At 37.6% G+C, this 21,781-nt stretch carries 21 protein-coding genes and 3 pseudogenes; 9 read left to right on the top strand and 15 right to left on the bottom strand.

Going from position 1 to position 21,781, the window contains the following annotated elements; translation table 11 throughout:
* The first annotated feature begins 92 nt into the window (after positions 1-92).
* From ACM03V_RS19935 to ACM03V_RS19945, 3 genes are all read left to right on the top strand, one after another.
* Positions 93-1,280: an aminotransferase class V-fold PLP-dependent enzyme gene (locus ACM03V_RS19935; RefSeq protein ID WP_414622535.1), complete on the top strand. Its 1,188-nt coding sequence runs from the start codon at positions 93-95 to the stop codon at positions 1,278-1,280.
* A gap of 238 nt (positions 1,281-1,518) precedes the next feature.
* Positions 1,519-2,616: a glycosyl transferase gene (locus ACM03V_RS19940; RefSeq protein WP_414622536.1), complete on the top strand. Its 1,098-nt coding sequence runs from the start codon at positions 1,519-1,521 to the stop codon at positions 2,614-2,616.
* The gene (locus tag ACM03V_RS19945; protein ID WP_414622537.1) at positions 2,606-2,752 is read left to right on the top strand and encodes a hypothetical protein; all 147 of its coding nucleotides are present in this window, start codon (positions 2,606-2,608) and stop codon (positions 2,750-2,752) included. Before ACM03V_RS19940 ends, ACM03V_RS19945 begins: the two co-directional genes overlap by 11 nt.
* Position 2,753: 1 nt before the next feature.
* Here the strand turns inward: ACM03V_RS19945 and ACM03V_RS19950 are convergent, their stop codons facing one another.
* From ACM03V_RS19950 to ACM03V_RS19975, 6 genes and pseudogenes are all read right to left on the bottom strand, one after another.
* Positions 2,754-3,128, bottom strand: a complete 375-nt coding sequence (locus tag ACM03V_RS19950; protein WP_414622538.1) for an XRE family transcriptional regulator — start codon at positions 3,126-3,128, stop codon at positions 2,754-2,756.
* A pseudogene (locus tag ACM03V_RS19955) lies at positions 3,118-3,285 on the bottom strand (type II toxin-antitoxin system RelE/ParE family toxin); the annotation flags it as partial. The gene ACM03V_RS19950 and the pseudogene ACM03V_RS19955, both read right to left, overlap by 11 nt.
* A gap of 5 nt (positions 3,286-3,290) precedes the next feature.
* Complete coding sequence (locus tag ACM03V_RS19960; RefSeq protein ID WP_414622539.1) at positions 3,291-3,557, bottom strand: type II toxin-antitoxin system ParD family antitoxin; 267 nt, start codon at positions 3,555-3,557, stop codon at positions 3,291-3,293.
* Between the two features lie 2 nt (positions 3,558-3,559).
* Positions 3,560-3,856, bottom strand: a complete 297-nt coding sequence (locus ACM03V_RS19965) for a type II toxin-antitoxin system RelE/ParE family toxin (RefSeq protein WP_414622540.1) — start codon at positions 3,854-3,856, stop codon at positions 3,560-3,562.
* Positions 3,853-4,110 (bottom strand): type II toxin-antitoxin system ParD family antitoxin, encoded by a 258-nt coding sequence (locus ACM03V_RS19970; RefSeq protein ID WP_414622559.1) that lies wholly within the window; start codon positions 4,108-4,110, stop codon positions 3,853-3,855. Before ACM03V_RS19970 ends, ACM03V_RS19965 begins: the two co-directional genes overlap by 4 nt.
* A gap of 387 nt (positions 4,111-4,497) precedes the next feature.
* A complete protein-coding gene (locus ACM03V_RS19975; RefSeq protein ID WP_414622541.1) occupies positions 4,498-4,728 on the bottom strand; it encodes a helix-turn-helix domain-containing protein in 231 nt (76 codons plus the stop codon).
* Between the two features lie 566 nt (positions 4,729-5,294).
* Between ACM03V_RS19975 and ACM03V_RS19980 the strand changes: the two genes are divergently transcribed.
* Both ACM03V_RS19980 and ACM03V_RS19985 read left to right on the top strand, forming a co-directional pair.
* Positions 5,295-5,654, top strand: a complete 360-nt coding sequence (locus ACM03V_RS19980; RefSeq protein WP_414622542.1) for a hypothetical protein — start codon at positions 5,295-5,297, stop codon at positions 5,652-5,654.
* Between the two features lie 222 nt (positions 5,655-5,876).
* Positions 5,877-7,622: a vWA domain-containing protein gene (locus ACM03V_RS19985; RefSeq protein WP_414622543.1), complete on the top strand. Its 1,746-nt coding sequence runs from the start codon at positions 5,877-5,879 to the stop codon at positions 7,620-7,622.
* A gap of 224 nt (positions 7,623-7,846) precedes the next feature.
* Here ACM03V_RS19985 and glgB read toward each other — a convergent pair whose 3' ends face one another.
* The 3 genes from glgB to ACM03V_RS20000 all read right to left on the bottom strand — a co-directional run bounded on the left by glgB (position 7,847) and on the right by ACM03V_RS20000 (position 11,390).
* Entirely contained in the window at positions 7,847-10,147 is a 2,301-nt protein-coding gene (gene glgB / locus ACM03V_RS19990) for a 1,4-alpha-glucan branching enzyme (RefSeq protein ID WP_414622544.1), read from the bottom strand.
* A 181-nt stretch (positions 10,148-10,328) separates the two neighbouring features.
* Positions 10,329-10,664: a hypothetical protein gene (locus tag ACM03V_RS19995; protein WP_414622545.1), complete on the bottom strand. Its 336-nt coding sequence runs from the start codon at positions 10,662-10,664 to the stop codon at positions 10,329-10,331.
* 564 nt (positions 10,665-11,228) lie between these two features.
* Positions 11,229-11,390: a hypothetical protein gene (locus ACM03V_RS20000; RefSeq protein ID WP_414622546.1), complete on the bottom strand. Its 162-nt coding sequence runs from the start codon at positions 11,388-11,390 to the stop codon at positions 11,229-11,231.
* Positions 11,391-11,879: 489 nt separating this feature from the next.
* Between ACM03V_RS20000 and ACM03V_RS20005 the strand changes: the two genes are divergently transcribed.
* Together ACM03V_RS20005 and ACM03V_RS20010 are read left to right on the top strand one after the other, a co-directional pair.
* Positions 11,880-12,539: a hypothetical protein gene (locus ACM03V_RS20005; protein WP_414622547.1), complete on the top strand. Its 660-nt coding sequence runs from the start codon at positions 11,880-11,882 to the stop codon at positions 12,537-12,539.
* A 253-nt stretch (positions 12,540-12,792) separates the two neighbouring features.
* Complete coding sequence (locus ACM03V_RS20010; protein WP_414622548.1) at positions 12,793-14,622, top strand: peptidoglycan D,D-transpeptidase FtsI family protein; 1,830 nt, start codon at positions 12,793-12,795, stop codon at positions 14,620-14,622.
* Positions 14,623-14,843: 221 nt separating this feature from the next.
* On the opposite strand, the pseudogene ACM03V_RS20015 reads toward ACM03V_RS20010, so the two are convergent.
* The 3 genes and pseudogenes from ACM03V_RS20015 to ACM03V_RS20025 form a co-directional block, all read right to left on the bottom strand.
* Positions 14,844-15,892 (bottom strand): annotated as a pseudogene (locus tag ACM03V_RS20015) (ParA family protein).
* 112 nt (positions 15,893-16,004) lie between these two features.
* Positions 16,005-16,814, bottom strand: a complete 810-nt coding sequence (locus tag ACM03V_RS20020) for an exonuclease domain-containing protein (RefSeq protein WP_414622549.1) — start codon at positions 16,812-16,814, stop codon at positions 16,005-16,007.
* A gap of 318 nt (positions 16,815-17,132) precedes the next feature.
* Positions 17,133-17,909: an MBL fold metallo-hydrolase gene (locus tag ACM03V_RS20025; RefSeq protein WP_414622550.1), complete on the bottom strand. Its 777-nt coding sequence runs from the start codon at positions 17,907-17,909 to the stop codon at positions 17,133-17,135.
* A gap of 213 nt (positions 17,910-18,122) precedes the next feature.
* On the opposite strand from ACM03V_RS20025, the gene ACM03V_RS20030 reads away from it, so the two are divergent.
* A complete protein-coding gene (locus tag ACM03V_RS20030; RefSeq protein ID WP_414622560.1) occupies positions 18,123-19,457 on the top strand; it encodes a hypothetical protein in 1,335 nt (444 codons plus the stop codon).
* A gap of 118 nt (positions 19,458-19,575) precedes the next feature.
* On the opposite strand, the gene ACM03V_RS20035 is transcribed toward ACM03V_RS20030, so the two are convergent.
* Both ACM03V_RS20035 and ACM03V_RS20040 read right to left on the bottom strand, forming a co-directional pair.
* Positions 19,576-19,809 (bottom strand): hypothetical protein, encoded by a 234-nt coding sequence (locus tag ACM03V_RS20035; protein WP_414622551.1) that lies wholly within the window; start codon positions 19,807-19,809, stop codon positions 19,576-19,578.
* Positions 19,810-19,988: 179 nt separating this feature from the next.
* Positions 19,989-20,717 carry a LuxR C-terminal-related transcriptional regulator gene (locus ACM03V_RS20040; RefSeq protein WP_414622552.1) on the bottom strand — a complete coding sequence of 243 codons (729 nt, stop codon included), beginning with the start codon at positions 20,715-20,717 and terminating at the stop codon, positions 19,989-19,991.
* Between the two features lie 141 nt (positions 20,718-20,858).
* Here ACM03V_RS20040 and ACM03V_RS20045 point away from each other — a divergent pair, with 141 nt between their 5' ends.
* Positions 20,859-21,548, top strand: a complete 690-nt coding sequence (locus ACM03V_RS20045; protein ID WP_414622553.1) for a DJ-1/PfpI family protein — start codon at positions 20,859-20,861, stop codon at positions 21,546-21,548.
* Between the two features lie 36 nt (positions 21,549-21,584).
* On the opposite strand, the pseudogene ACM03V_RS20050 reads toward ACM03V_RS20045, so the two are convergent.
* Positions 21,585-21,781, bottom strand: a pseudogene (locus ACM03V_RS20050) (hypothetical protein); the annotation flags it as partial.

The following is a 21,781-nucleotide window of genomic DNA, read 5'->3' on the forward strand; positions in this document are numbered from 1 at the left end:
ATCTTGTTCTTCAAATCTCACGTCTAAAATTTGTCGAAGATGTGCTGGAAGAAAAATGTTCTTCTAAACTTAGTCCAAAATCCAAAATTGATATGACGAGTATATCTGCTACACAAACCGATTTGCATCAGTACCGACAACAATTTCCAGCTTTAGCTAATAAAGCTTATTTTAATTTTGGAGGTCAAGGGCCAATGCCTTCATCGGCTATGAATGCTGTAATTCAAGCCCAAGACGATATTCAAAGAATAGGTCCTTTTGGTAATGAAATTAACGCTTGGCTAATTCAACAAACTAAAGCCACCAGAGTAGCAATTGCAACTGAATTAAATGTACCATCAGAAACCATCACTCTTACCGAAGATGTAACAGTTGGTTGTAATATTGCCATGTGGGGCATCGACTGGAAAGCAGGCGACCATATACTGCTTACAGACTGCGAACATCCAGGAATTATTGCCACAGCCCAGGAAATAGCACGCAGATTTTCCGTGGAAGTTAGTACTTGCCCAATAATGGCAACTTTAAATGATGGCGACCCTGTAGCAATTATTGCCCAGCATTTGCGACCCAGTACCCGTATGGTAGTTTTAAGTCACGTACTTTGGAACACAGGACAAGTTTTACCATTAGAGAAAATAGTAGAAGCTTGTAGAAACAATAATACAAAATTAATGGTAGACGCAGCACAATCTGTAGGATTATTACCATTAAATCTAAGCGAATTAGGAGTAGATTTTTACGCTTTTACAGGTCACAAATGGTTGTGCGGCCCTCCCGGCGTGGGCGGTTTGTACGTGCGTCCCCAAGCACGAGAGAGTCTTTTCCCTACCTTTGTAGGTTGGCGTAGCGTAGTTATTGACGGTAGAGCTAAACCAGTAAAATGGCAGGAAAGTGGAGAAAGATATGAAATTGCAACTTCCGCTTATCCTTTTTATATTAGTTTAACTCAAGCAATTGCAGTACATCAAAAATGGGGAACACCGCAAAAACGTTATGAACAAATTTGTCATAATAGCGAGTACCTATGGCAGAAATTGATGGCAGTGTCGGGTATAAAATGCTTGAAAAATTCTCCCCCCGAATCCGGTTTAGTTTCTTTTCAACTAGAAACCAGTCAATCTAAAACCAGCATAGAATTAGTAAAATTCTTAGAATCAAAAGCAATATTTACCCGAACAATAGCAGATCCCGATTGCGTCCGTGCTTGCGTCCACTACTTCACTTTAGAGTCGGAAATGGATCGGTTGGTTGAGGAGATTCGGAATTTTGGGGAATAGGGCATGGGGCATGGGTCACTGGGCATGGGAAGTATAAAATTTGAATTTTATACTAAGTATAAAAACTGGCTCTGTTGAGAATGATTAAACTACTAAAAGAGTAGTCGTCTCACATAAGTTAACTAGGCGCAATTTAGCCGAAGCATATAAAGTGTTAAAGGGTAAAGGGGGACAGGTGAAATAACGAATCATTTTGATCTATTCCCCATGCCCAATGCCCAATGCCCTATCCCCAAATATGCAACGTCCTATCATATATATTGCGATTACTAATCACGGTTTCGGACACGCGACTCGCACTGCTGCGGTGGCGGCGACTATTCAGGAGTTATGTCCGGAAGCATTGTTGATTATGGTGACAACCGCACCGCGTTGGTTGTTGGAATGTTATATCAAAGGTGATTTTATTCATCGCCCCCGTGCTTACGATTTGGGGGTAGTGCAGGCTGATAGTTTCAAGATGGATAAACCAGCTACTTTAGAGAAATTATTAGAAATTAAGAAAAATCAGCGTTCGATCGTTGCTTCTGAAGTTGATTTTATTCGTCAAAACAAGGTTGATTTAATTTTGGCGGATATTCCATTCTTAGCTGCCGAAATTGGTAAAGCTGCTAATGTTCCTTGCTGGGCAATTAGTAATTTTGGCTGGGATTTTATTTACCGAGAATGGGGCGGTGATTTTGTTGACATTGCTGATTGGATTGGTGAATGTTACGGAAAGTGCGATCGCCTTTTTCGACTTCCTTTTCACGAACCGATGCAGGCGTTCGATAATATAAAAAATATTACTGATGTCGGTTTAACTGGTGGCTCTCCTTTTATCGATGCGGATGAGATCAAATCTAAGTATGAGATAAATACACCACGCGAAAAAACTATACTGCTTACTTTTGGCGGTTTGGGTTTACAGCAAATACCTTACGATAACCTCAGAAAATATCCAGATTGGCAATTCATCACCTTTGATAAATCGGCTCCAGAATTACCAAATTTAATCAAAGTTAAAGACTTAAAAACCCGTCCCGTTGATTTTATGCCAATTTGCGGGAGAGTCGTTTCTAAACCAGGTTTCAGTACTTTTGCGGAAGCGACTAAATTAGGTGTGCCGATTGTTTCTGTAACTAGAGACAACTTTGCAGAAGCAGCTTATCTAATAGAAGGAATATCCGACTACAATTATCATCAAATTCTTACTCCTGCGGAATTATTTGAAAGCTCCTGGGAATTTCTTAAGCAGCCATTAGAGCCACCGCGTTGTAAAGACAAGATTGCCATTGATGGGAATGAAGCGATCGCGAAAACAGTAGTGGATTTTTTTGAGAAGAATGTTTCTTGAAGAAAGCGATCGGTTACGATTAGCTGAATTAGTGGTTGCACTGCGAACTGATGACCGTTTGTGTATTGTAAGCGAAGAGGTAGAAAAACGCGAACCTCAGATTATTTGTTCTTTGGGGTTGTTTAAGGAAAAATAATTTAATCTTCAGCTTGTGGGTAAGCAACTTTATGCTCAGAATAATTCTGATCATTCTCATCATTTAATTCTGCAAGCCCAGTCAGTACAACAGGTAATCTGTCAGGAAACTCTACAACTAGTTGAAGTTCCCCTCCCATTGCATTTATGTAACTACGGAGAGTTGAAAGAAGAAGATCACTACGTTTTTCGAGTCTTGAAACGCTATCTTGGCGAATCCCGAGTAATTCTGCCATACGCTCTTGAGTAAGTTCCCTTGCCTTTCTTACATCGCGAAGCGTCATATGTTCTGCGATTAGTTCAGCCGCTCGCGCTTCAATCTTATCTCGACGTTCCTGTGGAAGTTTTTGCAGTATCTCCGACAGTTTAATTTCCATCGTCTTTTTCTCCTTTTTCTTTTAACTGACCAAGATGTTTTTCAAATCGTTTATCTGCCTTTGCTATAAGTTGTTTGTAGAACCGCTTTTGACTTATTCCTACTTTGTTACCAGCCACAAGTAAAATTGCTTTCCGTTCTGGATCGAAAGCAAAAGCTTTACTTATTCTTGTCTGGAACGCGCTTTTTGAAATCTTTCTAATATCTGTGTCACTACGGTTTCGCCATCTTTACCTTCCCCATGTTCTAGTTCTGCGATAGCAACATCAACATAGTAACGAGTTTCTTCTATCCATTCAGTATATTCATCATTTAACTTTTCTAGTATTTGAAATGCTGTATCAGCCACTTCTTGTGGATTTTTATATTTACCTGTTGCAATTTGCGCGATTATGAATTGTTCGTGTTCTGGTTTTATTTTGATATCCATAATTACTCATCAGAAAATAATGATTCCAAATCTCGATAACCGCTTGCTACACGAGTTATATTTATTCCGTCTTCTTTAGGGTAGTAAAATACAATGTAATCATCTATAACAAACCCACGTAGATTTGGTGCAAGTCTTCCATAATTCTTCCCCATGTTAGGAAAATCAGCTACTAACTTACACTTTTTACGTATGTCATCAAAAAGCTTGCTAGCAGCTTTAGAATTACTGCGAGCAATATATTCGCAAATTTCATCTAAATCTTGGATTGCTTCATCTGAAAATGAATAATTACTCATTCTTCTGATTCTGAGGCAATTTTACGTATTTTTTCTTGCAATCGTGCAAAAACTATCTCGCCATCTGTAACTCTTCCTTGTTCAATTTGTTCGGTTCCAACTGCAATTTTCTGGCGCAATTCTTCCAACCTTCTTTCTCGTTCTTCTAGCAGTTTAAACGCTTCATTGATGACATCTTCTGCTGACGTAAATCGACCTGTTGCAATTTGTGCTTGAATAAATTGTTCCTGTTCTGATTTGATTTGGATATGCATCATATTTCCGTCCTTATTTATAAAAGCGGCTGTACTCTTGTTTTAACAATTTCACCACATAGGAAGCAATTCTTTCTTCTAATAAAGGCTTCCACATTTATGTCAAGCATCTGAGGTCTGAAACATTTTAGGATTTGAGATTTTGTTTCTGGGATTACTTACATTATATTTTGTAGGTAAAGGTAGCTTTTTTCACTCCCACGCCAGATGATTTATCTGCACAATTCTTTTGGCTATCGCGCCCTCTGTTAGTGCGAAGGTTGTTGCAAGCCCTACGAGGGCATTTCGATTGATGGGAGGCGCTGAAGAAGGAGAATGAACCTTTTTGATAGCGAGGTATCATCATTATCGATAGTTATGTTGGTATGCTCAGCAGATTTTCAACCTTCAATGACTAGCTGCTGCATTACCATTTGGCGCACGCTCAATTAGTTCACTTAGCTCGCATTCCAAAGCATTGCACAATTTTTCCAACATATTCCCATCAATTGATGGCATTTCGTCAGTTCGGCGGAGGCGATAGATAGTATTTGGATGGACATTAAGTTCTTTCGCTAAGTCTTTTCCTGAAATACGTCGCTCTGCCATCAAACGGTTTAGTCTCCATTTAATAGTCATCTGAGTTGTTAGAAAGGAAACATATCTAAGGCTGAGTAAAGCAGCTACAAATACATTAGCATTTTTCCTTTTTGGAGGTGGAAATTAACAACAAAATGAAAATATTAACAAGAAGGATGTGAATTATTAAGAAATAAAATATTCGACCAAGCCGAAGAAAAATTTGATGAAGCTAAGAGACTTGACAGTCAATCACCAGAACCTTGGTATTGGAAAGCTCAAGTTGCTATTGCTAAAGATAATAAACCAGTTGCACTTGGGTATATCCGTAAAGCTTTGCAACTGAACTCCAGTCATATATCTAGTTTGGTGTTGCAAATTAAAATTTTGTTGTTGATGGGTGGTGATTGCAGGGTAGAAGCCGAAGAAAAAGCAAGTCAAATTTATGGTAAATATGATCAACTAAATTCCTGGTTGGACTGTTTAAAAAAAGAAAATATTTTTTCATCAATAGTTATAACAAGTTCTGAATTAGAGATAAGATGTCCAATTATCATAGATTAAGTAAAAACAGTATAGCCGCAAATGTGAAGATTATTTAATTAATGTCTAATGGAAGATAAATTATGACAAATATTGAACGTTTTGAGAACTATATCAATAGTCACCCAAATCAAAGTATCTGGGAATATATTCAAGATAATCCTGATACAACGCAGTTTTTTATAAATATGACCTATGAGCAATTACATGAGTTAATTACCGAGATGATATCACTATTTTCCCAAGTAATATCACTACACCAAGAAAATCCTTCAGTTAGAGAATTGATTAATAGATTAAGTAGTAGATTAGGAATCAATGAATTAGAACCCACTGGAGAAGAAATTTTATTACTAATTTTCAAGTTGAAGCCAGACTTGGATTTAGATTTTAAAACTCTTGGTCGATTATTTAATATGGTTCTTCAGCACTTGGTATGCTAACTAAATAATCGTAAAAAGGCAGAAGGCAGCTTTGCTGTAGGCAGAAGGGAAAAAAACGATTTTAGGAAGAAATCAAGTAAATAATAGTCAAAGTCTTTGCATAGTAAGTGTTGCAGCGATTTCTTGCTCATAATTTAGCATACTATGTAATGAAGAGCCTTTAATATTGAAGAATCTAGAGCTATAAGCATTTATAGATACTGGGAAGCAGTTACAGATATCTTGGTATCTTATGAACAACCAATGGTTTTGATAAAATTGCCTGAAGATAATGCAAATGTAGAGCGAGCATTTAATAGTATTAATAAAGTTCAAGGCGAATCTGAAAACAGCCAATCCCAATCTATCGAGTTTAATAATATTGCAAGAACCCAACCTTTACCGCTTAATCCAAAAAACCAACCTTTGCCACATGATGGGTTATTTATAAGAAGAAACAATCAATTTGGTACTAGGCTAAATGTTGGAATCAAAGACTTAATAGAACAAGGAGAATTGATTGACCAAAGGGATATTCGCTTCGATGATTTTATCAATAGTGAGCAAGTTCCTTCTCCTGAAGCCGGACATTCTCTAGCAGTTAGCTATGGAATCGCTCCAATTCCGCTGAGTCAGAAACGCGATGAACGAGCTACACATTATTTAGAAATTGCTTTAAAAACCTCAGATACTGCTCCATCAGAGCATCCTAATAACAAAGCACCATCGGCTAATTATATTTTCGTTATAGATACGAGTAGCTCAATGTCAGGGGAGAAATTGAATGATGTGAAGGCTTCAATCCAAGAATTATTTCAAAGAATGAAAGATGATGATGTGATTGGAGTTATTGCTTTTGATACACAGCCTAAAACTTTATTCAGAGCAACTCGTATTAGTAAAATTAATTTTGATAATTTTAGTCAAATTATCAGTGGGATGACCGCAGGTGGTGGAACAGATATTAATATAGCATTATCGTTTGGTATAGACGAGATAAACCGTTACGGAAATAATAATACTTTAAATCATATATATTTATTTTCGGATGGCGAGCCAACATCAGGAGAAACCAACTGGATCAAAATTAGACAAAATATAGATTCTAAAATACGCGGAAATATCCGCTTATCAACATTTGCATTTGGGTCAGATGCTAATATTAAAGAACTTGATGCTCTAGCAGGCTTAACGGGTGGTAAATCTACTTTTGTAAGGGATATTGATGATATTAAAAACAGCCTTCAAGAAGAATTGCACAGAAGAGAGCATTTAGCAGCTATTAATGTTCAAATTAAAGTAGATATTGAACAAGATATTGAGATTCTTTACTTGTATGGTCATGATTTAATTACAGAACCTGCAAAAAGGGCTGCTGTAATAGAAGACGCTCAGGAAGCAAAAAAGAAGGCACAACAAGAGTTTGGGGTTACATCAGAAGCTGATTTAATCACAGAAAAAGAAGGTATCAAAATTTTTGTTCCAGATTTAGCTGTTGGTGAAACATACTGGGTAGTTTTTGAGCTTGGTATACCTGAAGAAAAAAGCCAAATACCTGTTGGTAATGCGACAGTACAATATGTAGATACATTTGCTCGTAAAAGTCAGAAGCCAGAATTTAAATTAACGTTTCCTGGTAATTTACCATCGGATTTAGTGATTGAACATTCTCTCGCATTGTGGACTAGTGAAGTAGCGTTTTATGTGCTTGATGACCTCTACGATAAAGATATCAAGACAGCTCAAAAACGTATTGAAAAACATGTTTCTTTACTGAGAGCAGCTAGTTCTAATTTAGAATCGGATTATGTTGCTGATGACGCTGTTACACTTAGTAAATTTGCATCACTTTTTGAAAATCTTGGTCAAGTTCAATTAGTTTCAGATGTCACTCCTTCTCATCAGCCGCAGTATATCCTCTATTGTGGGCTTAGTGACTTTGGCAGAGTAAGAGGCGGTTTTCGACGAGCGGATTATTTCTCTGTATAACTCTGTGGTTCGTGAATAACTACAAAAATAGCGATTTTAATTTAAATCATAAGTAGTCGTACAAAATGAATTTTACCCGCACTGAAAACTTTAAGTCCCTGGGATTGCTTCGTTCCTCGCAATGACAATACACAATTAATTTTGTAATGGTACTTATCTTCCGGCCCAAAAAATGTAGAGACGTAGCAATGCTACGTCTCTGTACCATCGCAGCGATTTAAATTTTACTGCTCTTCCATCACCTCAGCAGTTCTATCTTTATCCAATTTCAAAACTAATACTCCTAAAGGTGGTAGACATAAATCCAAGGAGTGTTCTTGATTGTGCGTTGACCAGCTATCAGTCCATTTACCGCCTAAATTACCCATGTTGCTACCGCCATATTCTCGCGCATCGCTATTGAATAATTCGGTATAGAACCCAGATTCCGGTACGCCGATACGGTAGTGAGAATGGGGTTGTGGAGTAAAATTACAAACGGCAACGATAAAATCGTCTGAATCTTTATCCCGACGGATAAATGAAACTACGCTGTGACGATTATCGCTACAGTCAATCCACTCGAACCCAGGTTCTTCAAAGTCTTGAGTATATAAAGCAGGTTCGCTACGGTAAAGCTTATTTAAGTTTTGGAAGAATGTTTTTAACTGCTGATGTGGCTCAGATTGTAATAAATTCCATTGTAAATCTGTCCAATCATTCCATTCGCTCCACTGCCCAAATTCCATGCTCATAAACATGGTTTTCTTGCCGGGATGAGCGAACATAAAGGCAAACAAACAGCGCACGTTTGCTAGTTTTTGCCAGTTATCTCCAGGCATTTTACCGATGATATTACTCTTACCATGCACTACTTCGTCATGGGACAGCGCTAACATAAAGTTTTCGCTGTGGTGATACCACATACTAAAGGTCAGATTGTTTTGATGAAACTGACGGAACCAAGGGTCCATGCTGAAATAATCCAGCATATCGTGCATCCAACCCATGTTCCACTTCAAGTTAAAGCCCAATCCGCCGGTGTATGTGGGCCAAGATACCATCGGCCATGAAGTCGATTCTTCGGCAATGGAAAGCGAGCCGGGAAAATAACTAAATATCAGGTGATTTACACTGCGGATAAATTCTACTGCTTCTAAGTTTTCTCTACCACCATATTGGTTTGTATCCCACTCCCCAGGTTCGCGACAGTAGTCGAGATAAAGCATTGAAGCAACCGCATCAACGCGAATGCCATCAATATGGTATTTATCAAACCAAAATAAAGCATTAGATGTGAGGAAATTACGCACTTCATGGCGCGAATAATTAAATACCAGAGTTCCCCACCCTTTATGTTCGCCTTTGCGGGGATCTGAATGTTCGTAAAGATGAGTCCCGTCAAAGAAAGCTAAACCGTGTCCGTCTTTAGGAAAGTGACCGGGAACCCAATCAACAATTATGCCAAGGTCGTTTTTATGACATTCATCCACAAAGTACATAAAGTCTTCAGGACTACCAAAACGGGAAGTGGGAGCGTAATAACCAGTTACTTGATATCCCCAAGAACCATCAAAAGGGTGTTCGGCAATTGGGAGAACTTCAATATGGGTGTATCCCAATTCTTTAACATAAGGAATCAGTTTTTCTGCTAATTCCCGATAAGTAAGAAAACGTGCCCCCCCTTTCAGATCTGAAACAGGTACCACAGGCTCGGTTTTACCATTTGGTAATTTATGTGGTTCATCCGTCCCAGCGTGCAGCCAAGAACCCAAATGCACTTCATAAACTGAAATTGGTTGGGAAAGTTGATCGGTATGACGGCGTTTTTCCATCCATTCGCTGTCATTCCACTCATAAGTATCTAAGTCAGTGACAATAGACGCAGTTTTGGGTCGAACTTCTTGAGCAAAACCGTAAGGATCGGACTTTTCGTAAATATGTCCTGCGGGGTTTTTGATTTCGTATTTGTAGTGTTCTCCTACTTTCAATTCGGGAATAAATAATTCCCAAACTCCAACATCAGAGCTTTTACGCATTTGATGTTTGCGTCCATCCCAACTGTTGAAATCTCCCAACACCGACACATTGCGTGCATTTGGTGCCCAAACTGCAAAGTAAACACCTTTTACACCATTAATTTCAGTGAAATGCGCTCCTAATTTTTCGTAAATTCGGTGATGATTTCCTTCGTTAAACAGGTGTAAATCGAATTCCGTTAGTTTTGGAGAACGGAAAGCGTAAGGATCGTAAATTACCCGCTCTTGACCTTCTTCTTTAACCTTAAGCTGATAGTTGGCTAATTCTTCAGTATCTATAATACATTCAAAAAAGTTGGGGTCATGTACGCTTTGCATTTCTTCTTGCTTCCGCTCTTCCGGAAGAACTACCCATGCAGCACTAGCATTGGGTAGATAAGCTCGCACAACCCAGACGTGCTTGCCATCCTTTTCTACTTTATGGGAACCAAGTATCTCAAAAGGGTCATGATGTTGGTTCTTAATGATGCTGTTAACTTGTTCTGGGGCAATAGTGGTCATAGACATGGAGCTAATTACGTTGGATATTATGGAAACAGTGAATCTACTTTTCGTATATCTATATATATTCTTTACATTTATTTGCAATTTTTGCCCGCCTCTTGAGGAAGAAAGGTGGGAAGTTAGGAGTTATGAGGCGCGGAGTTAGGAATTTAATTTACCTTTAACCTATACCTCATTCCCAATCTTAAAAATCCACAAAGGGAAAAAGTGTTTTCAATATCTTGCGTAAGCGTAGCAGGAATACTGTTTCCCGGACTTTGGGGCTGAGCTTGGGGGGATAAGGACGTGTTTTAATTTGAGCCTGTAGCTGAGCATATTCTGCGGCGCTCAGAGGTTTACCGTCAATTGGCGATCGCGCTTCTAAAATAATTTCTGTTCGCAATATTTCTTCTGGAATATCAATACTTGGGGGTGATGCTATTACAAACGTTTTATGGTATGGAGTTAATTGGAATAAAATAAGTGATATAGCAGTTAAAAGTATTAAAAAGACTGCTTTTTGAGTTTTTTTTCTCCTCATTATTTCTTATTTCATCTATTTAGTTCAAAAATACTAAGAATTAATTTAGAGATTTTTAATTTTTAATTTAGAAATTTTTGATTTTTAATTTAGAAATTTTATTGTACAGTCTTTTATCCCTAAGCATATAGTAAACTCTCAATTTTCTTTCTCAATGCGACAAAATCGAGTTGAAAGTCTTGCTAAGTAGTTAAGCCTGCACTAATTGTATATTTAATACTCAGTTATATAGCTGTTCCCCGTTAATATTTCCCCATTCGCCATCCAAACGAAATGTTAAATTAAATGTTGGCACGGGTATTTCACAAATGACTATTTAAAATTTTACAACCATTAGCAGGATAAATATAAAAACCTGGCAATCTCGATAATCATTACCAGGTCTACTTTTTTTAAGCAAAGCTATAGGGGAATAGAAAAACATCAGTCCCAAAGCATGACACACAATTCTCAAATTGCTCAAAGCGACAATTAACTTTCTTCTGGCTTTTACGTAATAAAGCAAAAGAAAGTGAGGAACGACCTACAAAAAATAGCGGCAGTAGTTTAAATGCTTACTGTCAACTATGGGGTAGCAGTTGGTTCGGGGGAAACAATACCACCATCAGCAGGTTCTCCAACAGGTGGAGTTGCGTCGGTTGTAGGTGTTTCTTCAGCGTTTTCGCAAGCCCCAAGAATTGTAGCCAAACCTAACAATAAAGCAAAACCAAAAACTTTAATTTTCATAACTCCTCTTTCACCAATTTAGTCAAGAACTATTTTTAGCCTGTTGAATACGATACCTTATTTGATGATTTTTTTAAATATTGTAGTTCTAATTAGTTTTTACATAATAAATTATTCTTTTTTATACTGACCATTCCTTACGTAAGCGCTTTCTGTAGTTAATACAGGCGTTAGATGAGTGTAAATTTATTACTTGCCAACTCTTGCCGGTTGTTTTGATTATAAAACAGGTTATCATACCATAAATTATCATGTTGCGGAAGTACAGTGCCTGCGATCGATGGATATTCTCATACTAAGGATGCTATGATGCGGCGAACTAATTGTGAAATTATAGTAGTCGGAACATTCAAGCTAACTAAAGCCCTTTTTACAAACACTTGCAAAGGGGCGTTACAATTCTAAGTCAATGCTTTGTAAAAATTGTAATGCAAGTTACTTTTATATTTTATCTCTATCTAAACTACAGTATTTTTAATGTAAAAACTTATGGCTGCTATTCGTAAATCAAATTTAACAGGAAAAAAACGCTGGGTAGGGAGAGATTCAACTCGTCAAGAAAACAGTTTCAGGAGTTATAGAACTTCCGAACATACCAGCCTTCCACCTTTACCGAAATCCCAACAGGCATTAAGCAGAAGAAGAGGAACAACGTCTTCTTTTTTAAGAAAGAATAATTCGAGCGTTGTTTCAAATACTTCTTTAGAGGGAGTTAAACCCCAACGTCTAAATAATAAAAATTCTAGAACTCGCGATCGCGCCTCTATACCTGTAATGCCAGATGGCAGTAAAGTGCCCTTATGGTTGATGCGTTGGAACTCGCTGCACCGACACAGTGCGGCGATCGCTTTTTTGTTAGTGTGTGCAACTTTAGTAGTTTATGGTTGGACGGTATATTCTCAGCATCTTTGGAGTAGGTCGTATAAAAAGCTACAATATTTGCAGCGGGATGAGCGTCAGCTAACAAAACATGATGAGGCGCTCAAAAATAAAATGGCGCAAGAAGCTGAAAAACCACATTCTGGATTAGTATCACCGACTCCAGCAAACACCATTTTTTTGCAAGAAACTCCACCATCAAGTTCCCAACAGGTTGGTAAAGAGTCTTTAGGATCGGAGTCGCAACCTTCAAATGCAGTGGGATATTAAAATAGGCAATCTTGGATCGGACTTTTTCCCGTTTCCAATTCAAATACAATTTTCCCCTGCTTGGGTGTTAAAACAGAATACCGTTAAGTAAAAGAGCGGTTTTCTCACCCGATTAATTTTAGAATTTAAGTTTTGGATCTGGGAATAGAAAAATCTAAAATCTAAAATCCAAAATTCAAAATTCAAAATCCAAAATTATTAAAAGGGAATCGGCGCAAGTTTTCCTCAAGACTCTACGAAGGAGCAGCGATGTATGCAGAAGTTTCCAGGTAAAACCAGTAGAATTAGTAAAAAGGATTACACACAGTCGCGTTTGAATCGCGATGTTCCAAGAAGTAGAAATAATCGAAAATTTGCAGCAAAATCGTCCCAAATTTCAGCGAACCCGAAAAGACGATTATTTATAGTTTGGGGTGTATTAATAGCTGCTTGCTTAGGGTTGGGAATAAATTTATACCGTTTACAAATTGTTGATGGTGCCAAATTAACCAAAAAGGCGCGAAATCAGCAGATGTTTAGTATGCGTCCTTTTATTCCTCGTCGCCAAATAGTAGATCGGAATAAAAGGGTTGTAGCGATCGATCTGCCGATTTATACCTTGTACGTACATCCAAAGATGTTTGACAAAGATAAGTCTACATCTGATATTGCCCGCAAGCTTGCAACTATTTTGAATCAAGATGCTTCGGAATTAGAAGCAAAATTTAATAAACAAAAAAGCGGTATTTTTATTTCTTCTAAACTACAAGAAGAAGTTGCAGATCAAATTAGTGCGTTGCAGCTTAACGGTATAGATTTAAGAAAAAAATTCTCTCGATACTACCCTTCTGATAGTTTGTTCGCTGATATAGTTGGTTTTGTAAATTCAGATCGTCGCGGTAAAGCAGGAATAGAATATTCTCAAGAGAAGTTGCTCGAACGTTCCATGAAAACGGTACGTTTGTCAAGAGCGGGAAATGGAGCATTGATGCCAGATCATGCGCCGGATGGATTTCTTAATTTTGACAAATTACAGATGCAGTTAACTATTGATAGCCGTTTGCAACGAACTTCAAGATTGGCACTCCAAGAACAAATAGAGAAATTTAAAGCCAAGCGCGGAGCAGTAATAGTCATGGATGCGTGGGATGGTTCTATCCTCGCCTTAGTTTGTTCGCCAACTTACAACCCCAATCAAAAATTCACTAAAGACGATTATGCTTTATTTAGAAATTGGGCTGTAGCAGATTTATACGAACCCGGTTCAACCTTTAAACCATTAAATGTGGCGATCGCTTTAGAAACTGGTAGCATTCAGCCGAGTGACGTGTTCAATGATACAGGAATGATTAAAGTAGCAGATCGTGAAATTCGGAATGCGGAGAAAAACGCTAATGGAAGAATCAGCGTTGCTCAAATTCTGCAAACTTCCAGCAACATTGGTATGGTTAAAATTATCCAGCGAATGCAGCCAAGTATTTACTACGGTTGGTTGGAAAGATTGGGATTAAGGCAGAAATCCGAGACAGATTTACCATTTGAAACCACCAGTCGTCTCAAACCCCAAGAAGAATTTACCAATACGCCAATTGAGCCAGCAGCAGCTTCCTTCGGTCAAGGTTTTTCGCTAACACCATTACAATTAATTCAAATGCAGGGAGCATTAGCAAACGGTGGTAGATTGGTAACTCCCCATGTAGTGAAGGGGCTGATAGATGATAAAGATCAAATCCACGAAGAAAAAGATTTACCAGCATCTCGCCAAATTTTTTCGCCAACCACAACTCAAACAGTGTTGCAAATGATGGAAAGCGTGGTTAATAAGGGTTCGGGTAAGGCAGCACAAATTCCCGGATATCGGATTGCAGGTAAAACTGGTACAGCAGAAAAAGCTAGTGCTACTGGTGGCTACGATCCCGATTCAAGAATTACTAGCTTCGTGAGTATTTTGCCAGTAGAAACACCTCGCTATGTAGTTTTGACATTGGTAGACGAACCGCAAGGAGAAAATACTTTCGGTAGTACCGTTGCAGCACCGATCGCAAAAAAGGTAATGGAGTCGTTGATTAGTATCGAGAAAATCCCGCCTTCAGGTTCTCGGTGATTGTAGAGGATGTTTAAAAAGTCTAATTTAAAATTGACCCGGCGGTTGAAACCGCTGCTACATAAGCCAAACCCGCCTGCGCGGGTTCAAATTCATTAGTCCACGTTCACCGAAGGTGCGGCTCAGGTGGACTTTGCCTGTGTAGTCGCGAATTATGTTCGCCGGATACTTTTAAAACATCCTCTTACAGCAGATTTCATTTATCTAAAGCAAAATTGAATTTAAATATTAATTAAATGAGTAACTGTATTAGCTAGTTGTTTGAAAATTTCATCAAAATTATTGCGGTTTTTCTGCATTGTTTTTAATACGTTACCAGACTGTTCTATCTGCTCATCACTTAAAGTAAATACAGGTACATTATGCTTTTGAGACTGTGCAATTAGCGAATTAAAGTCAGGTATACTTACTAGGTTATAGGGAGTATCACCAGGATTAGAAGCATTAAAATCATCTTTTGATATTGCCATTCCGATATGAGACAAAGCAGGAACAAGCATATCATCAACGGTTTTTTTTATTTGTGTGATCCACATTTGGAATGAGGCTGCGGCGTTACCACTGCGGGGGCGATAACGTTGGGATATAATTCCAAGAAATTTAGGAGGATTGCTAGGCAAAGGGTAAGCAAGTCCAGGCTTTCGGAAAAATCCGATTGATTCATTCCACCTTGGTATTACGCGAGATAAAGAAATTATTGCTTGTTCACAAAAGTAATCAGGAAAAGTAGGAACAATAAAGTAATCACTACTCATTAAAAGGCATTGATTTAAAGCCCCTACACTCGGACTCATATCAATCAAAACAATATCTATTTCATTTTTATTGGCGGTTATTTTTAGAAGATGTCTTAGTGAACCTGGAAGATTAGTCAAAGCAGGTATAGCATTTCCAGTCTGGAGTGCAATACCTAGCTGTGCTTCACTTTCTGATAAATCTAAATGCCCAGCAAGTAAAAAAAGTTTGTTATTTGTTCCATCTATAGAAATTACTTCAGCAGGTTTTAGTGGGGATTGCATACCTTGAAAAGCTGGCTGGAGGCACGAACTCAAGTTTGAGTTTGGATATTTATCATAAAAAGTTTGAAAATCTATCTGCTTATTAAAGCCTAAAACCATCCCAGTTAAATTGCATTGCGGGTCACTGTCTACAATTAAGACTTTTTTCCTGTATCTGCCAATGCCCATCCCAAATTGAAAGTAGTCGTTGTTTTACTAACACCACCCTTGTGATTAAACAAAGAGATTAAGATCGGGTTTGTTTGTGACATATCATAGAGTAATATACTTCATTATTGTATGACAGTATAAACTCGTATAATCTCAAAGTCTATGGTAAAAAGCTACAATAACTGGATTGATGTTTGTAGATAAATTTAGACTTTAATCATCTTCTTGATTCATCGATTCCCAAATTTTAGTTACAGCTTTCTTTGTAAAAACAGAAAACTCCTTTTCCATCATCCACTTGTAATAATTAGGTTCTTTCTTGAATGATTCAGCTACAGATTTACCTTTGTATTTACCAAAATTAAAAATTATCTCGTTATTTTCATCGTAAATAACTCTTTTTGTGGGATCGAGAAAATCAAAAGGTATGAATTCTTGTAACTCATCCATATTGTTTTTTACAGGATAAGATAATTTACCATCTTTATCCTCATATTCTTCATTTTCGTAACGTTCTAATTGGGCTTTAAAAACTTCGTATGTAGCGCGGATATCGTTTTCAGCATCGTGAGCGCCGACCAATTTTTCTCCGCAATAATATCTGTAAGCGGCTCTTAAGGTACGAGGTTCCATTTTATGGAAAATGGTTTGTACGTCAATAATTCTTCTTCCTTCAAGTTTAAAATCGATATCAACACGGGAAAATTCTGCTATTAAGACAGGAATATCAAATCTATTTGAGTTGTATCCTGCTAAATCGCTATCATTAATGTAGTTTGCTAAACTATCAGCAATTTTTGCAAAAGTCGGTTTATCTTTTACGTCTTGGTCGTAAATGCCATGTATTTCCGATGAAGCATTAGGAATAGGAATAGTAGGATTTATTATCCAAGTTTTCATTTCTTCATTACCGTCGGGAAATACTTTTAATACGGCAATTTGTATAATCCGATCTTTGACAATATCGATTCCTGTTGTTTCTAGATCGATAAATGCCATTGGACGTACTAAGTTTAACTTCATGGGAGATTCCTGTAACAATTACGAACAAGTAGAAATAAATATAGATGTATAAATATTTATCAGATTTATTCTAAAAACGTTGTATTCTAAAACAATTATCGGGAAAACAGGGAACAGGGAACAGATAAATGCTATGGAAAATAAAATAGACCAAGTTAAATATTAACTGGTCGCGAATAAATAATATTAGCACTGATATACAATTGAATCCTACAGCTTATAGAATTTGCTTCTTTAGTTCCTGCACGCCCTTATTGTTGGCTATTAAAAACTCTTCCCCGACTCCCTACACTCCCGAAACTGCTCGTTTTTTCAAATCTAATTGAGTGCGTTATGCTTCAGCATCAGGCGGAGCCTATCGCCACTTTTTGGTTCGAGTACCTGGGCTGATATATTATGTTGCTGTAATAGGGTACCGAATTCTTCAACGGTTCCTTCTGGCTTAATAAAGTTCATCAGCAATCCTTCAAAGGTTATATCACCACCAGCGGCTGTTGGTAACATTATCTGGGGTTCTAGCCATTTAGCAACTTCTAAGGCTTTTTCTTTACCTTTAATAATTGGTCCGATTAATGGTAAACCTAAATCTATCAATGGGGTGATGACAACATCGATGGGAGCGGATTTTTTCAGCGACTCAGAATGATAACCGTGAGGTTCGTAGTAAAGAGTAAAGCCGGTTTCGAGTTCTTTAAGCAAATATCCGTTTTCTACTAAAGTAGGGCCGATAGGAGAACCAGGAGTAGCTGTAATTTCCACACTACCATTGAGGGTAAAAGTTTCACCGTGAGCCAGCGAATTCACATGAAGGTAATCTAACTGATTCACAACTTTAGCAGCATTTTCAGAAGCGACAACAGGAATATCGCGCTTAAGTTGCTTCAAAGTTGGTGGATGAGCGTGATCTTCCAAACCCTGAGATAGTAAAATCAGGTCAATTTTTTCCGGTATGGGACGTTCTTGGGCACGAGAACCCTTGAATAGCCAATCTAAATTAGCAAAAGTTAGGGAACCAACCAGCCAAGGATCTATCAGTATATTTTGACCCCCCATTTCAATCAACCAGCTGTTGCTGTCTAAGTAAGTTAAATACATCGTTTTTGTGAGAGCGAGCTTTTCTTAATTATGAAGTATTTTTGCTCCACTAAGTTAGAGAGGGGGAAGAGGGGGTAGATGGGGTAGAGGGGGTAGATAATTTTTATTGATAACTAACAACTAATTACTCACTCTTAACTCCTAACTCCTAACTCTTAATCTTTGACCTATTCGATTTTTCCTGGTATATCAATGAGTGAACAACAGAATGTGATGAAGATGTTAATTCCCAAAATGCGTTTTGTAGTCGGTTTAGCTGGTTTTTTGTTAGCTGGTAGTATAAGTGGTTATGCTTATGAGAATTCGGAAAAATCACAATCAATCGAAACCGATTATTCTTCACAAAATATCAAAAATATATCTTTGAATTCCCTGAAAAATTCTACCGTACCCGAACAGCAGAATTTAACAAATTCAAGTCTTAAGCTAACTCCAAATTTTTCGTTTCAAACTGCACCTTCAACAAATGGGTTAACAAATAATCTATATCAACCTCAGCTACTATCCCAGGCTTACAGAGTTATTGATGAATTAAAAAAATATCAATTTAGCATTAATGGCAATAAGCTTTTTAGTCCTGCCGAATTACCTAGCAGTAATAAAGTAAGTTTCAATGAAAAAGATTTGTTATCAACTTTAATTAATACCAGACAATATTATCAAGATCATGCTGATGATGACCCAAATATTTTACGTCCGGGGGTACTGGGTACTCAAGGAGTATCTGTAGAAGATATTACGAAAACACTTGATTTTATGATTGCTGTATTGCAAGAAGACATTGCCAATAATCGTCCAACTCGTTTACAAGATCCAAATTTTATCAACTCTAATTTTAGAGTAATTAGATGGTCTGCTTATAATCCCAAACAACCTCAACGTAAAGATTTACGAATTACCAAATACGCTGTCTTCGTTCATCCGGGTTCTCGTACAAAAACTGCTAAATTCAACGTTCCTCTTTACAGCCTCAAAGATACTCCATTAACAGATAAATTCTACACAAAATACACCAAACAAGATGTCTTGTCAGGTATTTATGAGCCTGGTGGAAAGGAATTTGACAAAGTTAAACCTATAGTGTATATGAGTAGAGAAGGTTTAGAAGAAGCATTAATGCAAGGAACGATACTAGTCGATTTAGGTGGTGGTTCTTCTGCTTATTTCAATGTCGATAGAAGTAATGAAATTCCTTATGTAAAAGGAATAAATAGACGTTCGCAAAAGCGTTATTGGTATTTCAGAGAAGTTAAAGACATTAAAGGTTACGGCTATAAAATAGATGAAAAAATATCTATTAAATCGGGAGTCACTTTTGCTGGAGATGTACTCAATGTTGGTTTAGGTAGAATGGTGGTTATTGAGTATATGAAAAATGGACGCAGACACCTCAGAATGGGAGTAGTTGCAGATACTGGTGGTGCGTTTTTACCCAACTTCTATCAACTTGATTTCCTGGCGGGTATTTTCAAAAGTCAAGCTAGTTTTAATCAGTATATTAAGCAATTACCAACCTACGCTAAAGCATATATTTTGATCAAAAAATAATTGTTAAGAAGTGATAGAAAAATTTACTGTATAAGGGAAGTTGTGAAGACAGAATTAGCGTAAATTATTAATATTACTTCTTCTACCTATTCCCTATTCCCTATTCCCTTCTTAGATATTAAATGCCTATTTGCGATTGTGTATTCGTAAATAGGCGCATTAGAGTTTCAGGTAGTTTGGTAATTTCTTGAATTAAGTCTTCAGAGCCGACTCCAAAAATACCTAGAAAAATAACAATTATGAAAACAGCGATCGCCGTACTAAAAGTAGTTTTCACTACCTTCAACAGAGCCTGGAAAACCAACCAAGCGACAATGATTGCAGCAATTAAAACAATTAATTCAGTTGGCATAATGAAGAAATAAGTTAATTTAGATTACGCGGAGAAACTATGATACCCGATTTAGAACAGAAATAATTATGTTAATTTTAGAGATTTCTAAAGACAGCTTAGTTGATAAAAAGTAAATTAGGATACAACCTTATAATCAAAAATATTTCTTTCTTAAGTATCACTTACTGGCTACAACTTCATATGGGCGAATTCAGGATATCTTGCAATTTTGATACCATTTGGGTACGTGAAGAAACTTGCAGTTTACAAAACATTCTTTTCAAAGCTTGTTTTACCGAGTTTTGCGTAATCCAAAGTTCTGTACCTATTGCTTTATTAGTTAATCCCCGTGCAACTAATTGGGCTATTTGGATTTCGCGGGGTGTTAGACGATTGGAAGAGGGTGAAATAAATATATTTTGTTGAGCTTGTAGCACCGCGATGTTAGCTGAAAGATGAATGCAAACGCTGCTCAAATCGACAATATCTTGATAATTAAATGCGGGTGTTTCACCAATGCGAGCAAAGTGAATCGCACCAATAAGCTTTCCTTTACCAACAATAGGCCCCGTCATAATATGTTCGTGGTCGTAATAAGCACAACAATTCTGATAAAGTTCGCATTGCTTCCAACCTCCCGGAGGTAATACCATTTCTTCGTGGGCTGGTGCATGACGTTCGGTAACATAACGTAACACTGGGTCAACATTACGACCAACTTGTGCATAAAGTTCTACGAAATTATCGACATCCGGTACACCATAAACTTCAACTGCGCTATAGGAAGAATCTTCGTTAAACAGATAAATTCCCCAACGCTGTACATCAAAATGCTCGCCAATATTATCCATAAAGCGCATTCGCAGTTGATGTTCGTTTTTTGCCGTAGCTATAGCGTGAAATAAATTGTGTAGAGAATTCGCCATTTAACTATTTAACTAAAAACTAAAAGTGTACCCAGTTGAGGACTATGCAAATTTTAATATGATTTTTAAGATAGTAAATCATTGCCTCTGAAAATCCAAAATCTAAAAGAAACGCATCCGTTGTTAAAATCTAAAACAAATATGACACAATCTAAATATCACATCGGCTTAGTTATCTACCCAGGCATGACTCAGCTTGATATAACCGCACCCCATCAAGTATTTTCTTTAATTCCTGAAGCTCAAGTACATATGTTGTGGAAAAATTTAGAACCCGTAACGAGTGGCGAAGGGTTAACTATTTTACCAACAACTGCCTTTGATGAATGTCCGCACTTGGATGTTATTTGCGTTCCTGGTGGTGGCATGGGTACCGTAGAAACAATGGCAGATTCGGAAGTTTTAGAATTTTTAAAACAACAATCTCAAACAGCAAAATATATAACTTCTGTATGTACTGGTTCTTTAATTCTCGCTGCTGCCGGTTTACTAAAAGGTTATCGCGCTGCTTGCCATTGGTTATTTCGCGAATATTTAGCAATGCTGGGAGTAGAAGTTGGAACCCAAAGAGTTGTGATTGATAGGAACAGAATTACTGGTGGTGGCGTAACTGCTGGTATTGACTTTGGATTGGTGGTTGTCAGTCAGCTTAGTGGAGAAGAAACTGCAAAAAGAATTCAACTTTTATTGGAATATAACCCCGCACCACCGTTTGATGCAGGTTGCCCGGAAAATGCTGGAGGAATTTTGGTCGAACAAGTGAAGCAATTTGGCAAACCTTTATTGGAAGCAACTTTGGCTCAGACAAAGATTACAGCAGCAAATTTTTGACACTCCCACCCCTAAAGGGAGTGGGATTCAGATAGCTTAGTTAGAATCCACTATCTTATCTACATCAAACAGGTTTAACTGTTCGCCTAACAAGTTCCCCGGCAAACGCTTTTTGCTACGAGAGCGGCGTTTTATCTCCTTAATCCCTGTTAACTCAGGGGAGGGCGTTTCAAACAATCGAAGTTGTTTTGGTTCCGAGCAGTCCACCCGTACCGTTTTAAAATACTTAGCAG

Source organism: Calothrix sp. CCY 0018, assembly GCF_963920925.1.
Lineage (GTDB): Bacteria > Cyanobacteriota > Cyanobacteriia > Cyanobacteriales > Nostocaceae > Rivularia.